Genomic DNA, 21,882 nt, shown 5'->3' with positions numbered 1-21,882 from the left:
GCACGGCCGATGCCCGGTAACGGACCTTGGCCCGAGTCCGTTCCGCGAAGCGGAATTGACGCGTCCGGCACGCGGGCGCATGCCGAAGCCCGTGAGCAGGAGAGGAGTGACGCGATGACCGCCGTGCAACAGCCGCTCGGATCGCCCTTCGGCTATCGCTCGACAGCGCGCGAGGTCGTTGCAGGCATCGATCTTGCCGGTACGCGGATCGTCGTGACCGGCGGCTATTCGGGCATCGGCACCGAAACCGTGAGGGCACTGGCAGAGGCGGGCGCAAGCCTGATCGTGGGCGCACGCCGGACGGGCCGCGCCGAGGAGGTGCTGGGCGAGATGGACGGAACGATAGAGGTCCTTCCGCTCGACCTCGCCGATCCCGCCTCGATCGACGATTTCGCCGACGAGGTCGCCAGCCGATGGGACCGGCTTGACGTGCTGATTGCCAATGCCGCGATCATGGCGAGTCCGCTGTCGCGCGATTCGCGCGGCTACGAAAGCCAGTTCGCGACCAACCATCTCGGCCATTTCCAGCTCACCGCGCGGCTCTGGCCCCTGCTTGCTGCGGCCGGGTCAGCGCGCGTGATCGTGCTGTCGTCGATCGGCCACAGGCTCGGCCCGCCCGATCTCGACGATCCCAACTTCGAGCGGCGCGATTACGACAAGTGGCTTGCCTACGGCCAGGCGAAGAGCGCCAACGCGCTGTTCGCGCTCCATCTCGACAAGCTGGGTGAACCCCATGGAGTGCGGGCCTTCGCGGTCCACCCGGGCGGGATCATGACCCCGCTTCAGCGTCACCTTTCCAGGGACGAGCAAGTCGCGATGGGGTGGATGGATGCCGACGGCAACGTAAACGAGCGCTTCAAGAGCACCGAGGAAGGCGCCGCGACGACGGTTTGGGCGGCGACCTCACCGCTGCTCGATGGGCTGGGCGGCGTCTATTGCGAGGACTGCGACGTCGCCCGTCCGGCAAGCGCGGACCGCCCGTTGGGCGGCGTTCATCCCCACGTGCGCGACGAATTGCTGGCCGCGCGGTTATGGGACAGGTCGGAGATGCTCACAGGGGTCACTTTCCGTCCCCTCGTGGCGCACGCCTAGCCGACAGGTACCCGCCGGGGGTCGAGGTCGAGGACAAGGTCGGCGGGCGGGTCGGCGAGCATCGCGCGGGTGATTCGCTCGAAGTGCTGGACGAACCGGCGAAGCGCTGCTCGCGTCATGCCGCCGCTTCCAAGGTGCTCCTCCTGCTCGGCGCGCCAGCGCTCGACGACCGCGAAGTCCGGCGCGCGCAGCATCACGCCGTAATCGATCCGGCAAAAGAGCGCCGCATAGTCTCCGCCCAAGCGGCCGTTGACCCAGCGCCGCCAGCTTCCGTCCGCGTCCGCTTCGCGCTCGAGCGCGTTTATCGGCGCAATCAGACTGTCAGCGCCCTCGGCCCGCGCGCCGATGCACCATCCCTCGAGAAGGACGACGTCGCACCCGCCCGCAAGATCGCGCGTACCCGCGCGGTCATCGGCTGCCTTGTCGAACTGCGGGACGCGGGTCCCGCGTCCCGCGAGCAGCGCATCGAGCGCGTCTGCCAGAAGATCGGTGTCGTGCGTGCCCGGCACGCCGCGCGTGGCGAGCAGTGGATGGATTTCGCGCGCGAGCGCCGTTCGCTCGGCGCGGGTCAGGTAAAAATCGTCGAGCGCGAGGACCTCCGTGTGCAGGCCCCTTTCCGCCAGCTGCGCGGCGAGGCGCGGTGCCATCGTGCTCTTGCCCGACCCTTGCGCGCCGGCAAGGCCGGCGAGGACCGGACGCCCCGATCGGGCCTGGCACGCCGCGATCGCGCCGGCTGCCGCCTGGTCGGCCGCCTCCCAGCTCACGAGCGAGCCTGTCCCGTCGGGCACAGCGACAGCAACGGGCATTCGGGGCACCTGGGGTTCTTCGGCGTGCACACCTCGCGACCCAGTTCCTTCATCAATCGGTGATGTTCGTCGATCGTGGCGGCGTCCCAGCGGTCAGGAAGAAGCGGCATCAGTCGGTCGTAGATCCTCGCGCTGTCCTCCCCCTGTCCCGCCAGTCCGAGCCGCGCGAGGATACGCAGATGGTGGGTGTCGAGCACGAGCGCCGGCCGGTCGAGAGTAGTCGTATTGACGACCTGGGCGGCGATCTTGCGCCCCGCGCCGGGCAGCGTCTCGATCCACGCGATCGCGGCTGGCGTGTCCATGTCCGCAAGGCAGGCGAGGTCGACCTTGCCCTGCCTTTCGCGAATCGCGCCCAGGACGCCATGTACCCGCTTTGCCGACTGGTTGGGAAACCGCACGCCCTTCAGCGCCTTCGCCAGCGCCTCGGGAGGAAGGTCGGCAACGGCGTCCCACGATCCGCACTCGGAGACAAGCCGGTCGGCGACCGCGCTCGACGCCTCGCTCGGCATGCGGGATCCGATCAGGCCCTGAACCAGCGACCACTCGGGGGCGCGGCGGTCCTGGGGCAACCGTCTGATGTGTCCGAAGCGCTGGACCAGCGCGTCCTGCAGTCTCTGGAGTGTCTCGGTGACGGTCACGGCCACCGAACGCTCATTCCCACTCGATCGTGCCGGGCGGCTTGCTGGTGTAGTCGTAGACTACCCGGTTCACGCCCTTGACCTCGTTCACAATGCGCGTCGCCACGCGGGAAAGGAAGGCGCTGTCGAAGGGGTAGACGTCCGCCGTCATGCCGTCGGTGCTCGTCACCGCGCGCAGGGCGAGGACGTGGTCGTAGGTGCGGTAGTCGCCCATCACGCCCACGGTGCGGACCGGGAGCAGCACCGCGAAGGCCTGCCAGATCGCGTCGTAAAGCCCGGCATTGCGGATTTCCTCGAGGTAGATCGCGTCGGCCTTGCGCAGGATGTCGCAGCGCTCCTTGTCGACCGCGCCGGGGATACGGATCGCGAGTCCGGGGCCCGGGAACGGATGCCGGCCGACGAAGATTTCGGGCAGGCCAAGTTCGCGCCCCAGCGCGCGGACCTCGTCCTTGAACAGTTCGCGCAAGGGCTCGACGAGCGCCATGTTCATACGCTCCGGCAGGCCGCCGACGTTGTGGTGGCTCTTGATCGTCACCGACGGCCCGCCGGTGAACGAGACGCTCTCGATCACGTCGGGATAAAGCGTTCCCTGGGCAAGGAAATCGGCTCCGCCGATCTTGCGCGCCTCTTCCTCGAACACGTTGATAAACTCGGCGCCGATGAACTTGCGCTTCTTCTCGGGGTCGGTGACCCCGGCGAGGCCGGCCATGAACCGGTCCTCGGCGTCCACCACGACGAGCGGGATGTTGTAGTGATCGCGGAACATCCGCTCGACCTGCTCGCGTTCGTTCAGGCGCAGCAGGCCGTGATCGACGAACACGCAGGTGAGCTGGTCGCCGATCGCCTCGTGGATCAGGATCGCGGCGACCGAGCTGTCGACGCCGCCCGACAGGCCGCAGATCACGCGGCCAGGCCCCACCTGCTCGCGGATCTGCGCGATCTTGGTTTCCCTGTAGGCGGCCATCGTCCAGTCGCCGGCCAGCCCGCAGACCTTGTGGACGAAGTTCGCCAGCAGCTTCGCGCCGTCGGGAGTATGGACGACCTCGGGGTGGAACTGGGTGCCGTAGTACCGCCGCGCCTCGTCGGCGATCACGGCGAACGGCGCGCCGTCGCTGATCGCGACGATCTCGAACCCAGGCGCGAACTCGGTCACCTTGTCGCCGTGGCTCATCCAGACCTGGTGCCGCTCGCCGACCTGCCACAGGCCGTCGAACAGCGCGCAGTCCCTGGTCACGGTCAGGAACGCCCGGCCGAACTCGCCCTCCCATTCTCCCTGGTTGCCCGCCTCGACCGTGCCACCGAGCTGGTGTGTCATGACCTGCTGGCCGTAGCAGATGCCGAGGATGGGAAGCCCGCTGTCGAACAGCACCTGCGGGGCGCGGGGGCTGCCCTCCTCGGGCACTCCGGCGGGCGATCCGGACAGGACGATGCCCTTGGGACGGAGCCGCTCGAACGCCTCTTCGGCCTGCGTGAACGGAGCGATTTCGGAATAGACCCCCGCCTCGCGCACCCGGCGGGCTATGAGCTGGGTCACCTGGCTGCCGAAATCGACGATCAGGATGGAATCGGGAATGTGCGCTGCGTCCATGCCGCGCCGTTAGGCGGCGGGCCGGTTCAGGTCCAGTCCCCGGGGCCGGCCGCGACCTGGGAGCGATCTCCGTCGCAATGCAAGGCAATTGTCGCGCGGTCGCGCTCCCGTTATCTCGACAGGCGCGCCGCGATTGCCTGTGGCTCGTGCGTCAGCGGAGATTTCGATGCAGCGGCGCGCCAGCGTTTGGTTCGTTTTCATCGTCGTGCTGATCGACATGATCGGCTTCGGGCTGGTCATGCCTGTCCTGCCCGAGCTCATCATGCACCTCGGCCGGATGCCGGTCGACAGCGCGGCGGTCTGGGCGGGCTGGCTGGGCGCCGGTTACGCCGCGTTGCAGTTTCTCTGCGCGCCGGTCATCGGCAACCTGTCCGACCGGTTTGGACGACGTCCGGTCCTGCTTGCCTGCCTGTTCGCGTTCGGGTGCGATTACCTGTTGCAGGGCCTTGCCCCGAGCCTGGGGTGGCTGGTCGTGGGGAGGTTGATCGCGGGGCTGACGGGCGCGAGCTTCTCGGCCGCCTACGCCTACATCGCCGACATTACCGAACCAAAGGACCGCGCGGCTGCCTTCGGCACGATGGGCATGGCATTCGGCTTCGGGTTTATCATCGGGCCCGCGCTCGGCGGGTTTCTGGGCGAATTCGGCCCGCGCGTGCCGTTCCTCGCGGCGGCCGGCATGGCCTTTGTCAACGTGATCTTCGGCTTCTTCTTCCTTCGCGAGAGCCTGCCGCAGGAGCGTCGCCGGCCGTTTCGCCTGGCGCGGGCCAACGCGTTCGCCGCGCTTCGCGCATTGTCGGGCCAGAACCGCGCGGTGCTGTGGTTCGTCGCCGCGCTCGGGGTATGGAGCCTCGCGCATACTGTCTACCCGTCGATCTGGGCATTCTTCGCGATAGAGGCCTATGGCTGGAGCGCGGGGCAGATCGGCCTGTCGCTGACGGCGGTCGGGGTCGGTAGCGCACTCGTCCAGGGGCTGCTGATGCGCTGGCTGATCCCGCGTATCGGCGAAGTGCGGGCCATCGTGCTGGGAGTGGCGGCGCTCTTCACCGCGACAATGGTCTTTGCGTTCGTGCGTTCGGACCCCATCATCTTCGCGGCGCTGATCTTCAACGGACTCCAGGGTCTGGTCCAACCCTCGATGAATGCGCTGAGCAGCCGCGTCGTCGATGCCGAGAGCCAGGGCGAGCTGCAAGGGGCCACCCAGGCGATCGGCAGTCTCGCAATGATCGCGGGACCGCTGCTCTATACCGGGATATTCGCGAAGACTGCCGGGCCGCAGGCCATTATCGCGTTTCCCGCAATGCCCCTCGTGGTCGCTGCGGCCATCGCGGTCGGCGCAATGCTCATCGCAATTGCGGGCGCGCGGCGAGGGTCGGGCAGTACCGGCGCGACTATTGCGCCAAATGCAACATAGCGCGCGCTTTTCTCATTTGTGAAAACCAGCGCGTAACTTTATTTCGGGCGCCGTACCGGACGAAGCCTGTCCTCTCCCAAGAAAATCGGCTTCCCGGTGAGTGCCCTCGACCACGTCCCCCCCTGGTCCAGCGGCACCTTCGCCCCCGCCGCACGGCGGCTGCGAACCGAAAGCGGGGCGGCGGCACCTCTCCCTCCCAGCCGCCGCCTCGTCTTTCCCCCTTCGTATCGGGGTTTTTCGGGCGCGTTCGCTGCATCGTTTCGCAGCGATGTCGCTGGAGCGCGGGTGTTGAGCGGATCGCAACCTGTACCGAAATCCTGGAATCGGCCCTTCAGGCGGCGCGCCGCCGCTCTCCGCGCGGCTTGCGGAATGCCCGAACCTTCTCGCTGAAGGTGCGGTTGCGCCCGGCCTCCTTCGCTTCGTAGAGCAGCTTGTCGGCCATCACGTAGAGGTCGCCGAACCGGACCCGGGGTAGCGCCGCGTGCGGGGCCACGACCACGCCCATGCTGGCGGTCACCGGGGCGGCCAATCCTTCGATTTCGCGCGCAACACGGCGCGGGATCGCCCGGCGCACCCGCTCTGCCCGTTGGTCCGCGTCCGGTCCGTGGAGAAGCAGCAGGAACTCCTCTCCCCCCAGGCGCACCGCCACGCAGTCCGGTTCGGAAGCAAGCACCTCGGCCGTGGCAACGAGGACCGCGTCGCCCACGGCATGCCCATGGCGGTCGTTCACCGACTTGAAATTGTCGAGGTCGATCAGCGCGAACGTCTCGTAGCCGGTTTGACGCAAGTCCGCGAACCTGGGCTCGACCGCCCGCCTGTTGAGCAGCCCCGTCAGCGGGTCGCGTTCGACCAGGTCCTCGAGATCGCGGGCCTCCGATTGCGCCCTGTCGCGCTCGTCGCGCAGGGCGAGGAAGCGGGCCGCGACACCCAGCGCTGTCGCCCCGATCTCGATCACCATGCCCGCCTGGAACAGGCCGTTCGCCTCGAGCGTGGGGACCGATGGCAGCAGGAACGTCACCATGCGCAGGATCACGATCGCCAGCAGCGGCGCGAACCCGATCGCAATGAACCGCACCATCCGGCTCCCCGCCTTGTGCGCGGTCCACGCCGACCATGCGAAGATCATCGCAACGGGGATCCCCGACACGTAGAGCAGCTGAGACGAAAGCGTGCCGAAGGCGGTGAAGCCGGCGGCGTGAAAGGCGCAGACGGCGGCCATCCATACCGCGCCGATCCGAAGCGCGGCGACCTCGCGGCGACCGAGCGTTCCCTTCTCGACGAAGGCGACGAAGAACATCAGCGCCCCCGCCACCATCAGGCCGAAGCCGCCGACGGTGATCGCGCGCACGGCTCGCAAGCCCAGGTCGAAGGACGGCAGGTACAAGCCCGCGGTCATGTAGATCTGGAGGGCCATGCCCGCGACGAACGCCATGTGCCACAGGATGAACGGCTCGCGCAGCACGCGGTAGAACACCACGTCGAAGCAGAGCGGCATCGCGAGGAGGCCGAGCAGGAAGGCCGCTATCAGCAGCGCATCGCGTTCGGACGTCGTGGTCCCTGGTTTCTGGCGTGCAAGGGTCATGTATTCGAGCGGCAGAGCGTTGGTCGCCCCGTCGATTCCGACGACGATGCGGTCGGTACCGGGCGGGAGTTCGGGCAGGGGAAGAACGAACCGCCTGTCGAGGAAGGTGGGCTTGAGCCGGTCGAAGGGTCGCACCAGCGAGCCGTTCGCGCCGCCGGGGGTTTGCCATGCCACCGAAATGCTGTCGAAGGCGACAGCCCGGCTGACCACGAAACGCGGGGGCCGTGAGGGATCGAACTTCAGGAGGACCAGCTGGCGACTGTGCGACACGTGGTCCCATCGCCCCGGACATCGCCAGTCCAGCGGTTCCGCGAGCGTCCGCGCGATCGGGACCCTGTCGCTGCTCGTCGCCGAGCAGGGCGCCGCTGTGGGAGCGGCGAGCGCGTTCGAAGGCGCAAGCGCGCCCAGCAGCGCCGCGACGATCAGCGCGATCCAGAACCCCAGTCGTCCCACGACCGCAAAGCTAGTGAAGCGCGCCTAAACCGAGGTTAACACGCCAAATTCGCTCAATCAGGCGGCTCCATGACTGCCGCCATTTCGCGCAGATCGCTCTTGAGCAGCTTGCCGATGTGGCTGCGCGGCATTTCGTCGACGGCGTGGAGGGCGGCAAGGCGCTGGGTCTTGCCCAGCTTGCCGTTCGTCTCGGCGAGGATCGCTGCAAGGTGGCGCTCCCCGAAGCCGCGCGCCAACCGCACGAAACCCACCGGCGTCTCGCCCCAGGCCCGGCTCGGAACCCCGATCACCGCCGCCTCGGCCACGCGCGGGTCGGCCTCCAGCGCGGCTTCGAGGTCGGCGGGGTAGATGTTGAACCCGCCCGAGATGATCATGTCCTTGGCCCGGCCGACGAGCTCGACGAAACCGTCGGCATCGATCCGCCCGATATCGCCCATCCGCTGCCATGTTTCGCCGGTCGCCGGATCCGTCCAGTATCCCTCCCGCGTCTTGCCTGCCTGGTTGCGATAGCCCGACATCATCGTGCCCGATCGGCCGACGAGGTGCCCCGGAATGCCCGGCGGCACCTCGCGATCCTCGTCGTCGAGGACCTTGAGCTCGCTCCCGGGCGCCGGCCGGCCGACGGTGTGCAGCTTGTCGGGGAATTCGTGCGCGGGCAGCAGGCAGACCACCCCGCCCTCGGTCATCGAATAAATCTCGATCAGGGCGCCCGGCATTCGTGCCAGCACCTCGCGCTTGAGCTCGGCCGAGAACGGAGCGGACGTGCAGTACTTCAACCGCAACGCCGACAGATCGAAGTCGTCGAAATCCGCGAAATCCATCAGCCGCTGGTACTGGACGGGCACCAGCATGGTCATCGTCGTGCGGTCGGCCTGCGCGTGCGCGAGCCAGCGACCGCAGTCGAACTTGCCGATGACGCGCACCGTTCCCCCCGCGAGAAGCGGGGCGAGGAATGCGACCATCGTCGTGTTCGAATAGAGCGGGGTGGACGCAAGGCTGATTACCGGTCCGCCGCCTTCGAGAAGGCTCGTCGCGGTGCGCGCGAACTGGCGCCACCGCATGAGGTGCGACTGCACGATGCCCTTGGGCGTACCCGTCGTGCCCGATGAATAGATGATGTTGAAGGGATCGGCCGGATCGCGCGTCGCCGGCTCGGCGCGGGCGCCCGCGGGGGCCATCCATTGGTCGAGGTCCTCGTCGAGCACGACCCGCGCCAATCCGGGAAAGCAGTTATCGCCCAGCTCGGCCAGCTTGGCCCGGTCGACGAAGATTTGCGCCGCGCCGCTGTCGGCGGCCATCGCGGCAAGCTGTTCGGCGGTAGCGCTCGTGGTGAGCGGGGCAGCGACCCCGCCCGCACGGACCGCGGCGAGGAACACGAGCGCGTATGCGTTGGTCGAAGTCCCGAGGATCGCCACAGACTGGCCTGGCGCGAGGCCATCGGCTTGCAGCCGCGCTGCGATCCGCTCGACCCGGTCGTCGAGCTGGGCCCAGGTCAGTTTGCCGGTTTCATCCAGCAGCGCCGGCTTGTCGGGCTGGAGCGCAGCCCAGTCGGCGAGCACCTGCGAGAAGGAACCGAACGGTTCGGCAAGGCGGGCGGAGATGTCCTCTGCTGTCATGGGCGCGACCCTATCGCGGCACCTCGCGATGGCAAGCGGCCACGACGCGCTTCAATGGGGCTCGCCGCTGTTCTCGGTGTCGCGGCGCGGGGCGATGAAGGCGATCTGCGCGACCCGCCACGGCGCGCCCGGGTCCATCAGCTCCGAATAGTCTATCGGACCGACCGGCTCGCGGACGCCCTTGACGTCGACCAGGATGTAACGCCCCGATTCGCGCATCCGCACTTCGGCCTCGGGCCAGCGCGCCTTGATGCGGTTCTCGAGATTTGCGGCTTCTTCCGAGATGCCGTTGCCTTCAAGCTGCCGCGGGGCCCCGTCGAGAAGCTCGGCCGAAGCGCGGCGAACGCTGTCGAACCCGTCCTTGACGATCGACAGCGCGATCAACAGCGCGGCCAGCGCGTCGGCCCACCACAGCCCGAAGCCGATGCCCAAGACCCCGGCCACGCCTGCAAGCCCGGTCCGCCAGTCCGCCTTCTGCATCAGCGCATCGGTATAGAGCACCTTGTCGCGGAGCCTGTGCGCGAGCGGCATCTTCAGCCGGCCGAGGATCATCGGCGGGACGACCGAGTAGACGAGCCCGGCGATCATCAACCAGCCGAGCCAGACCGTCTCGCCCAGCAGTGCTACCGGGCCGATCGTCGGATGCTCGGCGTTCACCAGGGCCCGTGCGCTTTCGAAAATGAGGAACAGGCCCATGGTCAGCAGCACGACTGCCGATGCGAGGAACGCGAGCGTGTTGGCTCTCACGAAGCCGAATGGATACTTTCTGGTGGGCCCACGCGGCTCGAGGTGGGCCGACATGAGGAAGGTCACCGCAGGCACCAGGCTCAGCAGATCCTCGAGGAACGCGGTCTTCATCGCCTGGCTCGCGCCCATGACGAGATACATCACCACCACCACCGAGGCCATCCAGCCGAGCGTCCACCATTCGAGCTTCTTGGCGCGCTCCAGGTCGCGACTGATGGCTTCGGGCGGGCCGTTCATTCGCCGCTCCGCGCGATGATCATGATCAAGCCGTTCTCGCCCAGCATGGTCGCGAAGCGCGGCACCGGTTCGCTTTGGGCAGGCTCGCCGAGCATCCCAGGCGGATCGGCCAGGTGGATCCGCTCGGCCCACGGCGAATCGGCGGCAAACCGCCCGTAGACGAGGTCGATCTCCCCCCGCTCCAAGGCCGCGAACAGCTCCTCGCTGTCACCTACCCGCAACTCGGTTCGCGCACCGGTGCGATCCTGCAGATTTGCAAGAACCGTCCCTGCCGCCCGGTCGAGACGCGCACCGGCGACGAGCCCGAACCGCAGAGTGCCGGTGCGTTTGATCCGCTGTGTCGTCCCGGCCGGGTCGCGCGGCAGGTCAGCGCAACCGGCCAGCAGCCAAAATGCCGAAAGAACCGCGAGTGTTCGGGCCGGTCCGCGCATTCCCTGTCCCTTTCGGGAAGGAAAACGCGCGACCGCGCTCCGGTTCCTATTGCGCCAGCGCCTTCACCAGGTCGAACAGGTAGTCGCGGCCCGTGTAGACCCCGCGAACGTTGAGCCGCTCGTTCAGGCCGTGGGTACCGTTCCCGTCGGGATCGGTCCACGCGCTCGGGACGCCGTATGTCGGGATGCCCGCGCCGCCGGTGTAGACCCCGTCGGTCGCGCCGGTCGACATCGTCGGGATGACCGGAACGCCGGGAAAGTGCTTTGCCGCAAGCTTCTCGACCGGTCCGATGATCTTCGGGTCGAGCGGCGGGTTCACGGCGACCGGCTTGTCGTCGCGCCCGTACGAAATGGCGATCCGGTCGTTTCCGATGATCCGGGCAATCTCGCCGCGGATCTCCTCGCGCGTGTGGCCCGGGAATATGCGGCAGTTGACGTTCGCCTCGACCCTTTGGGGCAGCGCGTTGAGGGCATGACCGCCGTCGATCAGCGTCGCGACGCAGGTGGTGCGCAGCATCGAATGGAGCGCCTTGTCGCGGTTGACGATTTCCATCGCCTGCGAATTGCCCAGGTCCTTCGTCAGCGCGACCATCGCCTTTCCGGTATCGTCCCCGCGCAGAGCGCCGGCCTTGGCGAAGAAGGCACGGGTAGTGTCGTTGAATTCGGCTGGAAACTCGTGCGCGGCGATCTTCAGAAGCGCCTGCGACATGTCGTAGATGGCGTTGTCGGGGACGGGCTGGCTGCTGTGCCCGCCCGGATTTGTCGCGACCAGCTTGTAATCCTGGTAGATCTTCTCGCCGACCTGGACCGTCTGGACGAGGAGGCGACCCTTGCCGTCGGTGCGTCCGCCGCCACCTTCGTTGAGCGCGAAGGCGGCGTCGATCAGCGGGAGCCGCTCCTTGGCCAGATACTCGGCGCCGTTGAAGGCGTTGTCGGTCTCCTCGCCGCAGGTCAGCGCCAGCTTGATCGTGCGCTTGGGCTTGTGCCCGGCTTCCTTGAGGCGGATCAGCGTGTCGGTCCACACCGCGGCCTGGAACTTGTCGTCGAGGATACCGCGGGCGTAGTAGTACCCGTTCTCCTCCACCAGCTTGAACGGATCGCGTTCCCAGTCTGCGCGCTTGGCGGCGACGACATCGATGTGCGCGAGCAGGAGCATCGGCTCCAGCGTCTTCGACGTGCCCGGCAGGACCGCCACGAGCCCGCCGTCCTCGGGATGCTCGGGGACCGAGAACCGCGTCAGCTGATCGTCGGCGAAACCGGCCGCCTTGAGCCGGTCCGCGAGCTGCGCGGCAGCCCTGGTGCAGCTGCCGTCCGGCAGCGACGTGTCGGTTTCGACCAGTTCCTTGTACAGTTCGAAGAACCGCGCCTGGTCCGGACGCAGCGGCCCCATCGGCTCGATCGTCATCTGAGCCGCCACCGGGGAGGCCGCAAGGACGCCTGCAATAGCCGTAAGCACCACGTTTTTCATCGGAATCTCCCCCTGGGACGTGCCCGCCTTTCAGCACCAATCGGCTGTGGATGGAAGGGGGTGCGAAAGGTTCCTAAATGCCCCCTCGATGCCTATATGATCGGCATGGACGAAAACACTTCCGGGCAGGGCGCAAATTCCCCCCAGACCAGCGGCGCGAACCAGTCCGGTTACGGCGCCGATTCGATCAAGGTCCTCAAGGGCCTCGACGCCGTGCGCAAGCGCCCCGGCATGTACATTGGCGACACCGACGACGGGTCTGGCCTCCACCACATGGTGTTCGAGGTCAGCGACAATGCGATCGACGAAGCGCTCGCCGGCCACTGCGACCTCGTGCTGATCGAGCTCAACCCGGACGGATCGGTGTCGGTCGAGGACAACGGCCGCGGCATCCCGGTCGACATGCACAAGGAAGAGGGCGTGTCGGCGGCCGAGGTCATCATGACCCAGCTGCACGCAGGCGGGAAGTTCGAGAACACCAGCGACGACAACGCCTACAAGGTATCGGGCGGGCTCCACGGCGTGGGCGTGTCGGTTGTCAACGCGCTGTCCGAATGGCTCGAGCTGACCATCTGGCGCGACGGCAAGGAACACTGGATGCGGTTCGAGAACGGCGACGCGGTCGGACCGCTCGTCGTCAAGGGGCCGGCCGGGCGCGACCGGAACGGCACCCGGGTGACCTTCATGGCCTCGACCGACACGTTCAAGAACGTCACCGAATACGATTTCGAGAAGCTCGAGCACCGCTACCGCGAGCTCGCGTTCCTGAACTCGGGGGTGCGCATCAAGCTGCGCGACCTTCGCCACGAGGAGCCGGTCGAGCACGACCTGTTCTACGAAGGCGGGATCGCCGCGTTCGTGAAGTACCTCGACCGCAACAAGCAGCCGCTGGTGCCCGAGCCGATCTCGGTCTCGGCCGACAAGGACGGCATCGGCATCGACGTCGCTCTCGAGTGGAACGATTCGTATTACGAAAACGTGCTCTGCTTCACGAACAACATCCCGCAGCGTGACGGCGGGACGCACCTCGCCGCTTTCCGCGCGGCGCTGACGCGCACGATCAACAACTACGCCGAGCGCACGGGCCTCCTGAAAAAGGAAAAGGTCTCGCTCTCGGGCGAGGACATGCGCGAAGGCCTGACAGCGATCGTTTCGGTCAAGCTGCCCGACCCCAAGTTCGGATCGCAGACCAAGGACAAGCTGGTGTCGTCCGAGGTTCGCCAGCCGCTCGAATCGCTGATGAGCGAGAAGATGACCGAGTGGCTCGAGGAAAATCCCGCCGACGCCAAGCAGATCATCCAGAAGATCGTCGATGCCGCCGCCGCGCGCGAGGCCGCCCGCCGAGCGCGCGAGATGAGCCGCAAGGGCGCGATGTCGGTCGCCTCGTTGCCCGGCAAGCTGTCGGACTGCCGCGAACGCGACCCGGCCAAGTGCGAGCTGTTCCTGGTCGAGGGAGACAGCGCCGGCGGCTCGGCCAAGTCGGGCCGCGACAGCAAGTACCAGGCGATCCTCCCCCTGCGCGGCAAGATCCTCAACGTCGAGCGCGCGCGGTTCGACCGGATCATCAGCTCCAAGGAAGTCGGTACGCTGATCCAGGCGATGGGCACCGGCCTGCGCGACGAGTTCAACCTCGAGAAGCTGCGTTACCACAAGATCGTCATCATGACCGACGCCGACGTCGACGGTGCGCATATCCGCACGCTGCTGCTGACGTTCTTCCACCGCCAGATGCCCGAGATCGTCAAGGCCGGGCACCTGTTCATCGCCCAGCCGCCGCTGTTCAAGGTGAGCAAGGGGCGCAGCGAGGTCTATCTCAAGGACCAGGCCGCGCTCGACCGGCATCTCGTCGACGCGGGGCTGCAGGGCCGCGTGCTCGAGACCGCCGACGGGGCCCGCTCGGGGGAGGACCTCAAGAGCCTTGTGGACTACGCGCTGCGGATCCGCAGCCTGATCGGCTTCGTGCCGCGCAAGTACGACCCCGCCGTGATCGAGCAGATGGCTCTTGCCGGGGCGTTCGATCCTTCGCTTGACCCGGACACGCGCATGCGGGCGCTTGAGTACGCCGCGCAGCGCCTTGGCATGGGCGATCCGGAAGCCGACTGGTCGGTCGTCCGCCGCGACGACGGATCCATCGCCTTTGCGCGCCGCTGGCGGGGGGTTACCGACGCCCACGAGATCGAGGGCAAGTTCATCGACAGCGCCGAAGCCCGTAAGCTTCACCGGATCGCCGCGGAGCACGCCGAGGCTTTTGCCCAGCCGAGCCGCTTTGCCCAGGGCAGCGCCGTGAGCCAGGCGGAGCCCGAGCCGGAGTCTGCGCCAGAGGACACGGGCGAAGAGGAAACCGCCGCCCCGGTGCAGGCCGACGGGGCGATCACCCGGCCGACCCAGCTGCTCGACGCGGTGCTGGCCGCGGGCCGCAAGGGCCTGTCGATCAGCCGCTACAAGGGTCTGGGCGAGATGAACGCCGAGCAGTTGTGGGAAACCACGCTCGACCCGGAAAACCGCGCGCTTCTGCAGGTCAAGGTCGAGGACGCCGACGTGACCGACGAGATCTTCACCCGCCTCATGGGCGACGTGGTCGAGCCACGCCGCGAATTCATCCAGGAGAATGCGCTCAACGTCGCCAACCTCGACGTCTAGCCGCAGCGAAGGCCGGTGCGAAGCGTCAGGTGCCGCAGGTCGGCGGCGTTGAAGCCGGCAATCAGCGACGCCCGCGAAACAACGCGAGGAGAATCAGGCCGACCGCCAGGACCAGCGCGAGAAGCGCGGCTATGACGAGTGCGTCGGCCTGCATTTCCTGTCCTTTCTTCCGGTCGTTACCGGCTCGTGACTAACAAGAGTGACGCCCCGAACGTTCCGTTCGCCGTCGAATAACATCCGCTTGCGGTCGAGCGCGGTCGCGGGCATTCGCGGGTCATGTCGCTGCACCTGCCCGCCCGGCTCCCCACCCTCCGCCCCGCCCGCTCCTTCGCTGTGGTCCTGTCCGCGTCCCTCGCGGCCTGCGCGACGGTGCCCGCCGCCCCGCCTGCCCCGGTCGAGGTCGGGATCATCGCCCTCAACGATTTCCATGGCGCGATCGAACCGCCGAACCAGTCGGTGTTCTTACCCGGGCCGGACGGAGAGCTTGTTGGCGTGCCGGCCGGCGGTGCGGCCTATCTCGCCTCGGCGGTCGACTCGATCCGGGCGCGGCACCAGCATTCCGTCACGGTGTCCGCTGGCGACATGACCGGGGCGTCGCAATTCGCCTCGTCGCTCTATCTCGACGAGCCGGCGGTGGGCGCGATGAACCGCATCGGGCTCGATTTCAACGCTGTCGGCAACCACGAATTCGACCGGGGGCGCGCCGAGCTCCTGCGGCTTCAGAACGGCGGCTGCGACGTGCACACCCGGCGCGAGCCCTGCGCGGTGGAGCCCTTTACCGGCGCCCGGTTCAGGTATCTTGCGGCGAATGTCGAAACCGAGAGCGGCCAGACACTATTTCCCGCAACCGGAACCCGGACCTTCGGAGAGGGATCGCGCGAAGTCACTGTGGGCTTCGTCGGGCTGACGCTGAAGGATACCCCGGGCCTCGTGCTGCCCGAAGCGGTCGCCGGCCTGACCTTCGGCGACGAGGCGGAGACGATCAACCGCGCAGCGGACGATCTGCGCGCAAACGGTGCCGACGCCGTCGTCGTTCTCCTCCACCAGGGCGGGCGGACGGCGGGGGAGCCCGACCCGCAGGGCTGCAACGATCTCAGCGGTGCGATCCTGCCGATACTCGATCGCCTTTCGCCCAAGGTCGATGTCATCGTATCGGGTCATACGCACTGGGCATACGTGTGCGAGCGCGACCTGCCCGGCCGCTCAAGCCCGCTGCTGCTGACGAGCGCCGGGGTCTATGGCGCGCTGGTTACCGACATCACCCTCGCGATCGATCCGGTCGCGGGCAACGTCGTATCCAGAAAAGCGAAGAACGTGATCGTCCAGAGCGCGCCCTACACGGCGTCGCGCGGGCCGGTGGCGAACACCGACCTGGTGCCCCGGTTCGAGCCGCGGGCGGACGTCGCGACCTACGTCGCGAAGTTCGTCGACGCATCGAAGGCCTTTTCAAGCCGGAAGGTCGGCTGGATCGCGGGGACCGCGAGCCGTCCCGGTGAAGGCGGCGGCAACACCGGAGGGTCGCTCGGCAACCTGATCGCAGACGCCCAGCTGGCCGCGACCCGCGCGGCCGGCGCGCAAATCGCGTTCATGAACCCGTTCGGCATCCGTGCCCCGGCCGTGATCGCACCTTCCCCGGACGGGTCGGTCACGTTCGGCGCGCTTTACCAGATCCAGCCGTTCAACAATGAACTGGTGACGATGAGCCTGACCGGGGCCGAGCTGAAGGCGGTGCTCGAACAGGGTTTCGATGACCAGGCGCCGGTCCAGGTGCTGACCCCGTCGCAAGGGTTCGTCTATCGCTACGACATGGCCAGGCCGATCGGGCAACGGATCGTGGGACTGTCCCTCAACGGAGTGCCGATCGATCCGGCCACGACCTACCGCGTGACGGTAAGCAATTTCCTTGCCCAGGGCGGAGACAGCTTCGGCCTGTTCGCCAAGGGACGCGACGTGGTTCGCGGAGCGATCGACATCGACGCGCTGCAGGATTGGCTGGCGGTCAGACCCGCGCGCGCCGTGCCGACGGAAGATCGCACCATTGACGTGACGCCCCGGTAGGGCGCACGGGTCAGGCGGCTCGCAGCCCCGCGACCCCGCGCGCCCCGCCGTCGGTCGCGCTCAGCCCTGCGAACAACGTGTCGATTATCCGCGCGAGCTTCTCCTCGCTCAGGCGGGGTTCCATGTAGGTGAGGATATCGGCCATCGTGTAGGGCAGGACCATCTGGTTGATCAGGCTCAGCGCCTCGTCGATCGCAAGTCCCTCGAATGCACCCTCCGCCTGAGCCTGTGCGATCAGCTCGCACAGGTAGTGATCCGCCAGGTCGACATAGCTGCGCACGCGCTCGAAATGGGCGGCGCCAAGCTCGCAGTAAATCTTGAACGCGGCCGGGTCCGCCCGAAACCGTTCGCGCTGGAGGCGGAAACGGCGGGCGAAGAATTCATACATCTTGCGATTGGGAGGGAGATCGCTCGCCAGAACGTCTTCCATGATCGCGACGTGGTCGGCGAACCAGCGTTCGACAATCGCGTCGAAAAGGTCGGTCTCTTCGGGAAACAGGACTTCCACGCGCGAGCGCGGGACCCCGGCGCCCGCGGCAAGCGCCGTGCGCGTCACATCGTCACCCCGCTCCTCGATCATGCGCATCGCAGTCCGGACCAGCCGGTCCTTCTCGCTTCGGGGATCGATCCCGCTTCCGCTCATTTCATACTCCCGCTTGAACTGGTGAGTGTAAGCGTGCGGGCAGGCGGTTTGAAGGGGCTATCGCGCCGTCGCTGTACCGGTGGCTGACGGCGCGGAACCGCTGACCCGACGATAGGTCTGTTCTTCGGTCATCGTGCCGGTGGTCGGAGCGTTTTCGTCGGGCATGCGATAGAGCGCGCCGTCGGCGATGGCATAGACCTCGTTCCTGCCGTCGACCTTCATGAGGATCCGGCTGTTATCGGCGTACCAGTTGTACGTGCCGGTGGTCTCCGCTCCCCCCGGTTCGCGCAACACGTAGGTTCCATCGGTGTTGAGCGAAATCGACCGCTGGCCGTCAGCGACGGGCTGCGCGTAGGTGCCCGCATAGTTGACGCTGGTGCGCGCGTCGGGCGCGACCGAGGGAAACCGCGGGTCTACCTGAGGCAAATCGACGTCAACGCCGGCGCTGTCAGCGTCGGCGCGCTCGGCGGGCGCTGTGTCGCCGCAGCTCGCGAGCGAGAGGGCAAGCGGCGCGGCAAGGGGGATGGCATAGGCAAGGCGCATGAAAACTCTCCGGATCGATCGTCTGTGAAGATCCAACGGGCGAGTGCGCCCGATGTTTCAGGTCTTCCTGGGCGGCAGCGGAAAGAAGCCCGACGTGCGCCGGACGTATTCGGCATACCCCGGCCGGCGCTTTGCCATGCCGGCTTCCAGCAGCGGCTTGCCCGACCAGCGCGTGAGCGTGAAGGTGAGGAACAGCGGGCCCGCGACCGTCCATGCGGCGATCCACCACCCCGCGCTGGCGGCGACGAGCCAGATGCCCCACCACGCGCAGGCGTCGCCAAAATAATTCGGGTGGCGCGTATAGCGCCACAGGCCGCGATCCATCACCTCGCCCTTGTTCGCCGGGTCGGCCCGAAACCGCGCAAGCTGCCAGTCCCCGACCCACTCGAACACGATGCCGACCAGCCACAGCGCGAAACCGAGGAGGGCCAGTCCGCTGATCGGCTGCACCCCGCCCGCCGCGACGATCCCCGCCTGCGCCGGACTGGAAACGACGAACAGCAGCACCGCCTGGCCGAGGAACACTTTGGTCAACGCCGCGATCGCGAAACGGCCCTGCTCGCGCGGTTTGCGCATCATCCGTGCATAGCGCGGGTCCTCGCCCTCTCGCCGCCAGCGGCGATAGAGGTGGATCGCGAGGCGCCCTCCCCACAGCACGGTCATCACCATGAGGAGGGTCGCAAGCGGCCCCGGCTCGGCCAGCCGCAGCCAGCTGACGAGCGCAAGCAGCGCCATCCCCCCGCCCCAGAAGCTGTCGATGAACGAGACGTCGTCGATCTGGAGCGAAATGACCCACAGCAGGAGCACGAGCCCCAGGAGTATCGCGGCATTGCCCGCCAGCGCTTCAATCATCGCTCTTCATCCTTTGCGCCTCCTCGGCGAGCCGCAGGAACCGCGGGCAGCCGGGCATTCTGGAAAGATAGAAATCGGCGAGCTTCGCCAGGTCCGCGGCAAGGTCGCCGCTGGGCCAGATCGGCGCGCCGAGCCCGCCCTTCATCGTCGCATGGTCGACCCATGCCGGCACGATCGGCACTCCCGCGGCGCGGGCGATGTGCCAGAAACCGGTCCGCCAGGTGCCGTCGCTCGTGCGCGATCCTTCGGGCGCGACGACAAGGGCCAGCTCGTCTCGGCAGGCAAATTCGCGGGCGACCTGATCGACGTAGTTCGAGCCCCGCCTCGACCGGTCGACGCCGATCCCGCCCATGTCGTGCATGAACCTGGTCATCGGCCACTTGAACAGGGTGTGCTTGCCCATGAAGCTCGGGCGAATGCCGAGCTGATGGGTCGTGCCGATGAAGAACACGAAGTCCCAGTTGGACGTGTGCGGAGCGCCGGTGATGATGAACTTGGGCACGCCGGGGTGCCCCCCTTCGATCCGCCAGCCCTTCCAGCGGTAGAGCGCTACGAGGATGCGGCGCACGATGCGCGAAAGCAGCGAGGCGCCGCTGCCGGCCAGTGAGCGTTGCCCCGTCACCGCATCCTTTCTCCCTGTCGCGGTGCTTCGCACGCCCGTTTCCGCCGAGCAAGCGCGCGCTTTCGCTACATCCGGAACACGCCGAACGCGGGCCGTTCGGGGATAGGCGCCTCGAGCGTGGCGGCAAAGGCGAGGCCGAGCACGTCGCGCGTCTGGACCGGGTCGATCACCCCGTCGTCCCACAGCCGCGCGGTAGCGTAATAGGGGTTGCCCTCGTCCTCGTACTTCTGGCGAATCGGCGCCTTGAAGGCCTCGGCCTCTTCCGGCGTCCACTTTTCGGCATCGCGGTGGACTGTCGCCAGCACCGACGCTGCCTGCTCGCCGCCCATCACGCTGATGCGCGCGTTGGGCCAGGTGAACAGGAAGCGCGGGGAATAGGCGCGGCCGGCCATGCCGTAGTTGCCCGCGCCGAAACTGCCGCCGATCACCACGGTGATCTTGGGCACGGTCGCAGTGGCGACCGCGGTGACGAGCTTGGCGCCGTGCTTGGCGATCCCTTCCGCCTCGTACTTGCCGCCGACCATGAAGCCGCTGATGTTCTGGAGGAACAGCAGCGGCACGCGCCGCTGGCACGCCAGTTCGATGAAATGCGCACCCTTCATCGCGCTTTCGGAAAACAGCACGCCGTTGTTGGCGAGGATCGCGACCGGCATCCCCCAGATGTGGGCAAAGCCGCACACCAGCGTCGATCCGTAGAGTGCCTTGAACTCGTGGAATTCGCTTCCGTCGACGATCCGCGCGATGACCTCGTGCACGTCGTACGGCGCGCGAACGTCGTCCGGGATGAGGGCATAGAGGTCTTCAGCATCGAACTTTGGCGGGCGCGGTTCGCGCAAGGCCACGCCGGTTGCGGCACCGGTGTTCGCGCCGAGATGGCAGACGATATCGCGCACGATGGTGAGCGCGTGCCCGTCGTTCTCGGCGAGGTGATCGACAACGCCCGATTTCTTAGCGTGGAGGTCGCCCCCACCAAGGTCCTCGGCCGAGATTTCCTCGCCCGTCGCCGCCTTCACCAGCGGCGGTCCGGCGAGGAAGATCGTGCCCTGTTCGCGCACGATCACCGTCTCGTCGCTCATCGCAGGGACGTAGGCGCCGCCCGCGGTGCAGCTTCCCATGACGCAGGCGATCTGCGGGATACCCCTGGCCGACATCTGCGCCTGGTTGAAGAAGATGCGCCCGAAGTGCTCGCGATCGGGAAACACCTCGGCCTGGTAGGGCAGGTTCGCGCCGCCGCTGTCGACAAGATAGATGCAGGGCAGCCGGTTCTCGGTCGCGATTTCCTGCGCGCGCAGGTGCTTCTTGACCGTCATCGGGTAATAACTGCCGCCCTTCACCGTGGGATCGTTAGCGACGATCATCACCTGCCGCCCGCTGACCCGGCCGATGCCGCAGATCATCGAGGCGCCGCTCACGTCGCCCTCGTACATCCCGTTCGCCGCGAGCTGTCCGATCTCGAGAAAGGGAGAGCCGGGATCGAGCAGCTGCTCGACCCGCTCGCGCGGGAGCAGCTTGCCGCGGCTCACGTGCCGCTCGCGGTGCTTGGCCGGCCCGCCGAGCGCAGCCTCCGCGACGCGCGCGCGCAAGTCATCGGCAAGGGTCCTGTTGTGGTCGAAGCGAGCCTTCGCCTCGGGGCTTTCACGGTCGAGCCGGCTGGTCAGAACGGGTGCTGTCATGGCCGGGGGACTAGCCCGCCAAACCGGCGCTGCAAAGCCGCATCGAGACCGATTTGATCGCCAGCCTCCAGCGGTGGTAATATCGACCCTTAGTTCTCCAGCCGCGCGCCAACGTGACTGGTGTTTATGGAGGATTTCGATGACCTACTGGAAGCTCAAGGGCAGGCAGCTCGTCAACTGCACCTGCGACTACGGCTGCAACTGCCAATTCGGGGGGGTGCCCGACAAGGGGCACTGCCACGCGGTGTTCGGGATGGAGATCGACGAAGGCAGGCACGGAGACATCGACCTGTCCGGCCTCAGGATCGGCGCGGTGTTCAAATGGCCGGGGCCCATCCACGAGGGCCGCGGGGAAGCCGTCGCCTTCGTCGACGAGCGCGCATCCGGCGAGCAGCGCAATGCCCTGCTGACGATAATGACCGGCGGCGACACCGACCCAATGGCGACCATGTTCGCGGTATTCTGCTCGACCGTCGAGACGATGCACCCTCCGATGTTCGTGCCCATCGACTTCGAAGTCGACGTGGATGGCCGCAAGGGCCGCATGCGCATCGCGGGGCACGTCCAGATGGTCGGCGAGCCGATCCGCAGCCTCGTCGACGGGTCCGAAATCCGCGCCCGCATCCACCTGCCCGACGGGTTCGAGTACGAATACGCCGATATCGGCTCCGCTTCCAGCAAGTCGGAAGGCCCCGTCCCGGTCGAGATGACGGCGAGCTACGGCCAGTTCGCTCACCTCCATCTCGACAGCCACGGGGTCGTCCGCGCCGCATGATGCGCAC

18 protein-coding genes are annotated in these 21,882 nt (G+C 67.3%); 5 read left to right on the top strand and 13 right to left on the bottom strand.

What is annotated here, in order from left to right; genetic code table 11:
• The first annotated feature begins 114 nt into the window (after window positions 1–114).
• Window positions 115–1,092: an oxidoreductase gene (locus tag ACPV3N_RS10085; RefSeq protein WP_440117190.1), complete on the top strand. Its 978-nt coding sequence runs from the start codon at window positions 115–117 to the stop codon at window positions 1,090–1,092.
• Here ACPV3N_RS10085 and ACPV3N_RS10080 read toward each other — a convergent pair.
• From ACPV3N_RS10080 to guaA, 3 genes are read right to left on the bottom strand one after another with little or no spacing between them, the layout of a single operon-like run.
• Window positions 1,089–1,898, bottom strand: a complete 810-nt coding sequence (locus ACPV3N_RS10080) for a kinase (RefSeq protein ID WP_440117188.1) — start codon at window positions 1,896–1,898, stop codon at window positions 1,089–1,091. The genes ACPV3N_RS10085 and ACPV3N_RS10080 overlap by 4 nt on opposite strands.
• Window positions 1,853–2,542, bottom strand: coding sequence for an endonuclease III domain-containing protein (locus tag ACPV3N_RS10075; RefSeq protein ID WP_440117186.1), 690 nt, complete (start codon window positions 2,540–2,542; stop codon window positions 1,853–1,855). The genes ACPV3N_RS10080 and ACPV3N_RS10075 overlap by 46 nt, the downstream gene beginning before the upstream one ends.
• Window positions 2,543–2,549: 7 nt before the next feature.
• Window positions 2,550–4,124, bottom strand: coding sequence for a glutamine-hydrolyzing GMP synthase (guaA, locus tag ACPV3N_RS10070; protein WP_440117184.1), 1,575 nt, complete (start codon window positions 4,122–4,124; stop codon window positions 2,550–2,552).
• Window positions 4,125–4,290: 166 nt separating this feature from the next.
• Between guaA and ACPV3N_RS10065 the strand changes: the two genes are divergently transcribed.
• On the top strand, window positions 4,291–5,535 hold the full coding sequence (locus ACPV3N_RS10065) for a TCR/Tet family MFS transporter (protein WP_440117182.1): 1,245 nt from the start codon (window positions 4,291–4,293) through the stop codon (window positions 5,533–5,535).
• A 331-nt stretch (window positions 5,536–5,866) separates the two neighbouring features.
• On the opposite strand, the gene ACPV3N_RS10060 is transcribed toward ACPV3N_RS10065, so the two are convergent.
• From ACPV3N_RS10060 to ACPV3N_RS10040, 5 genes are read right to left on the bottom strand one after another with little or no spacing between them, the layout of a single operon-like run.
• The gene (locus ACPV3N_RS10060) at window positions 5,867–7,570 is read right to left on the bottom strand and encodes a sensor domain-containing diguanylate cyclase (RefSeq protein ID WP_440117180.1); all 1,704 of its coding nucleotides are present in this window, start codon (window positions 7,568–7,570) and stop codon (window positions 5,867–5,869) included.
• Window positions 7,571–7,623: 53 nt separating this feature from the next.
• Window positions 7,624–9,186, bottom strand: a complete 1,563-nt coding sequence (locus ACPV3N_RS10055; RefSeq protein WP_440117178.1) for a class I adenylate-forming enzyme family protein — start codon at window positions 9,184–9,186, stop codon at window positions 7,624–7,626.
• Window positions 9,187–9,237: 51 nt separating this feature from the next.
• Window positions 9,238–10,170: a cation diffusion facilitator family transporter gene (locus ACPV3N_RS10050; protein ID WP_440117176.1), complete on the bottom strand. Its 933-nt coding sequence runs from the start codon at window positions 10,168–10,170 to the stop codon at window positions 9,238–9,240.
• Entirely contained in the window at window positions 10,167–10,601 is a 435-nt protein-coding gene (locus ACPV3N_RS10045; protein ID WP_440117175.1) for a transglycosylase SLT domain-containing protein, read from the bottom strand. Before ACPV3N_RS10045 ends, ACPV3N_RS10050 begins: the two co-directional genes overlap by 4 nt.
• 46 nt (window positions 10,602–10,647) lie before the next feature.
• Window positions 10,648–12,069: a M20/M25/M40 family metallo-hydrolase gene (locus ACPV3N_RS10040; RefSeq protein ID WP_440117173.1), complete on the bottom strand. Its 1,422-nt coding sequence runs from the start codon at window positions 12,067–12,069 to the stop codon at window positions 10,648–10,650.
• 105 nt (window positions 12,070–12,174) lie between these two features.
• Here ACPV3N_RS10040 and gyrB point away from each other — a divergent pair, with 105 nt between their 5' ends.
• Both gyrB and ACPV3N_RS10030 read left to right on the top strand, forming a co-directional pair.
• Window positions 12,175–14,709, top strand: a complete 2,535-nt coding sequence (gyrB, locus tag ACPV3N_RS10035) for a DNA topoisomerase (ATP-hydrolyzing) subunit B (protein WP_440117171.1) — start codon at window positions 12,175–12,177, stop codon at window positions 14,707–14,709.
• A 276-nt stretch (window positions 14,710–14,985) separates the two neighbouring features.
• Window positions 14,986–16,767 carry a bifunctional metallophosphatase/5'-nucleotidase gene (locus ACPV3N_RS10030; protein ID WP_440117169.1) on the top strand — a complete coding sequence of 594 codons (1,782 nt, stop codon included), beginning with the start codon at window positions 14,986–14,988 and terminating at the stop codon, window positions 16,765–16,767.
• Between the two features lie 10 nt (window positions 16,768–16,777).
• On the opposite strand, the gene ACPV3N_RS10025 is transcribed toward ACPV3N_RS10030, so the two are convergent.
• From ACPV3N_RS10025 to ACPV3N_RS10005, 5 genes are all read right to left on the bottom strand, one after another.
• The gene (locus ACPV3N_RS10025) at window positions 16,778–17,410 is read right to left on the bottom strand and encodes a hypothetical protein (RefSeq protein ID WP_440117167.1); all 633 of its coding nucleotides are present in this window, start codon (window positions 17,408–17,410) and stop codon (window positions 16,778–16,780) included.
• A 57-nt stretch (window positions 17,411–17,467) separates the two neighbouring features.
• Window positions 17,468–17,953, bottom strand: coding sequence for a hypothetical protein (locus ACPV3N_RS10020; RefSeq protein WP_440117165.1), 486 nt, complete (start codon window positions 17,951–17,953; stop codon window positions 17,468–17,470).
• A 57-nt stretch (window positions 17,954–18,010) separates the two neighbouring features.
• Window positions 18,011–18,805, bottom strand: coding sequence for a DUF1295 domain-containing protein (locus ACPV3N_RS10015; protein WP_440117163.1), 795 nt, complete (start codon window positions 18,803–18,805; stop codon window positions 18,011–18,013).
• Window positions 18,798–19,427, bottom strand: a complete 630-nt coding sequence (locus tag ACPV3N_RS10010; RefSeq protein ID WP_440117161.1) for a 1-acyl-sn-glycerol-3-phosphate acyltransferase — start codon at window positions 19,425–19,427, stop codon at window positions 18,798–18,800. Before ACPV3N_RS10010 ends, ACPV3N_RS10015 begins: the two co-directional genes overlap by 8 nt.
• Window positions 19,428–19,492: 65 nt before the next feature.
• Window positions 19,493–21,100: a carboxyl transferase domain-containing protein gene (locus ACPV3N_RS10005; RefSeq protein WP_440117159.1), complete on the bottom strand. Its 1,608-nt coding sequence runs from the start codon at window positions 21,098–21,100 to the stop codon at window positions 19,493–19,495.
• A gap of 139 nt (window positions 21,101–21,239) precedes the next feature.
• On the opposite strand from ACPV3N_RS10005, the gene ACPV3N_RS10000 reads away from it, so the two are divergent.
• Window positions 21,240–21,875, top strand: coding sequence for a DUF1326 domain-containing protein (locus ACPV3N_RS10000; protein WP_440117157.1), 636 nt, complete (start codon window positions 21,240–21,242; stop codon window positions 21,873–21,875).
• Window positions 21,876–21,882: the final 7 nt, after the last annotated feature.

The organism is Tsuneonella sediminis (assembly GCF_051912845.1).
GTDB classification, from domain to species: domain Bacteria; phylum Pseudomonadota; class Alphaproteobacteria; order Sphingomonadales; family Sphingomonadaceae; genus Tsuneonella; species Tsuneonella sediminis.
The sequence above is the reverse complement of the archived record's forward strand: the minus strand, read 5'-3'. Positions and strand labels throughout refer to the sequence as shown.

What these genes read in the sequence shown, in the direction of transcription:
- ACPV3N_RS10085 (WP_440117190.1), top strand. Translation starts at nt 115, where the DNA reads ATGACCGCCGTGCAACAGCCGCTCGGATCGCCCTTCGGCTATCGCTCG.
- ACPV3N_RS10080 (WP_440117188.1), bottom strand. Translation starts at nt 1,898, where the DNA reads ATGCCCGTTGCTGTCGCTGTGCCCGACGGGACAGGCTCGCTCGTGAGC.
- guaA (WP_440117184.1), bottom strand. Translation starts at nt 4,124, where the DNA reads ATGGACGCAGCGCACATTCCCGATTCCATCCTGATCGTCGATTTCGGC.
- ACPV3N_RS10065 (WP_440117182.1), top strand. Translation starts at nt 4,291, where the DNA reads ATGCAGCGGCGCGCCAGCGTTTGGTTCGTTTTCATCGTCGTGCTGATC.
- ACPV3N_RS10055 (WP_440117178.1), bottom strand. Translation starts at nt 9,186, where the DNA reads ATGACAGCAGAGGACATCTCCGCCCGCCTTGCCGAACCGTTCGGTTCC.
- ACPV3N_RS10050 (WP_440117176.1), bottom strand. Translation starts at nt 10,170, where the DNA reads ATGAACGGCCCGCCCGAAGCCATCAGTCGCGACCTGGAGCGCGCCAAG.
- ACPV3N_RS10045 (WP_440117175.1), bottom strand. Translation starts at nt 10,601, where the DNA reads ATGCGCGGACCGGCCCGAACACTCGCGGTTCTTTCGGCATTTTGGCTG.
- ACPV3N_RS10040 (WP_440117173.1), bottom strand. Translation starts at nt 12,069, where the DNA reads ATGAAAAACGTGGTGCTTACGGCTATTGCAGGCGTCCTTGCGGCCTCC.
- gyrB (WP_440117171.1), top strand. Translation starts at nt 12,175, where the DNA reads ATGGACGAAAACACTTCCGGGCAGGGCGCAAATTCCCCCCAGACCAGC.
- ACPV3N_RS10030 (WP_440117169.1), top strand. Translation starts at nt 14,986, where the DNA reads ATGTCGCTGCACCTGCCCGCCCGGCTCCCCACCCTCCGCCCCGCCCGC.
- ACPV3N_RS10025 (WP_440117167.1), bottom strand. Translation starts at nt 17,410, where the DNA reads ATGAGCGGAAGCGGGATCGATCCCCGAAGCGAGAAGGACCGGCTGGTC.
- ACPV3N_RS10020 (WP_440117165.1), bottom strand. Translation starts at nt 17,953, where the DNA reads ATGCGCCTTGCCTATGCCATCCCCCTTGCCGCGCCGCTTGCCCTCTCG.
- ACPV3N_RS10015 (WP_440117163.1), bottom strand. Translation starts at nt 18,805, where the DNA reads ATGATTGAAGCGCTGGCGGGCAATGCCGCGATACTCCTGGGGCTCGTG.
- ACPV3N_RS10005 (WP_440117159.1), bottom strand. Translation starts at nt 21,100, where the DNA reads ATGACAGCACCCGTTCTGACCAGCCGGCTCGACCGTGAAAGCCCCGAG.
- ACPV3N_RS10000 (WP_440117157.1), top strand. Translation starts at nt 21,240, where the DNA reads ATGACCTACTGGAAGCTCAAGGGCAGGCAGCTCGTCAACTGCACCTGC.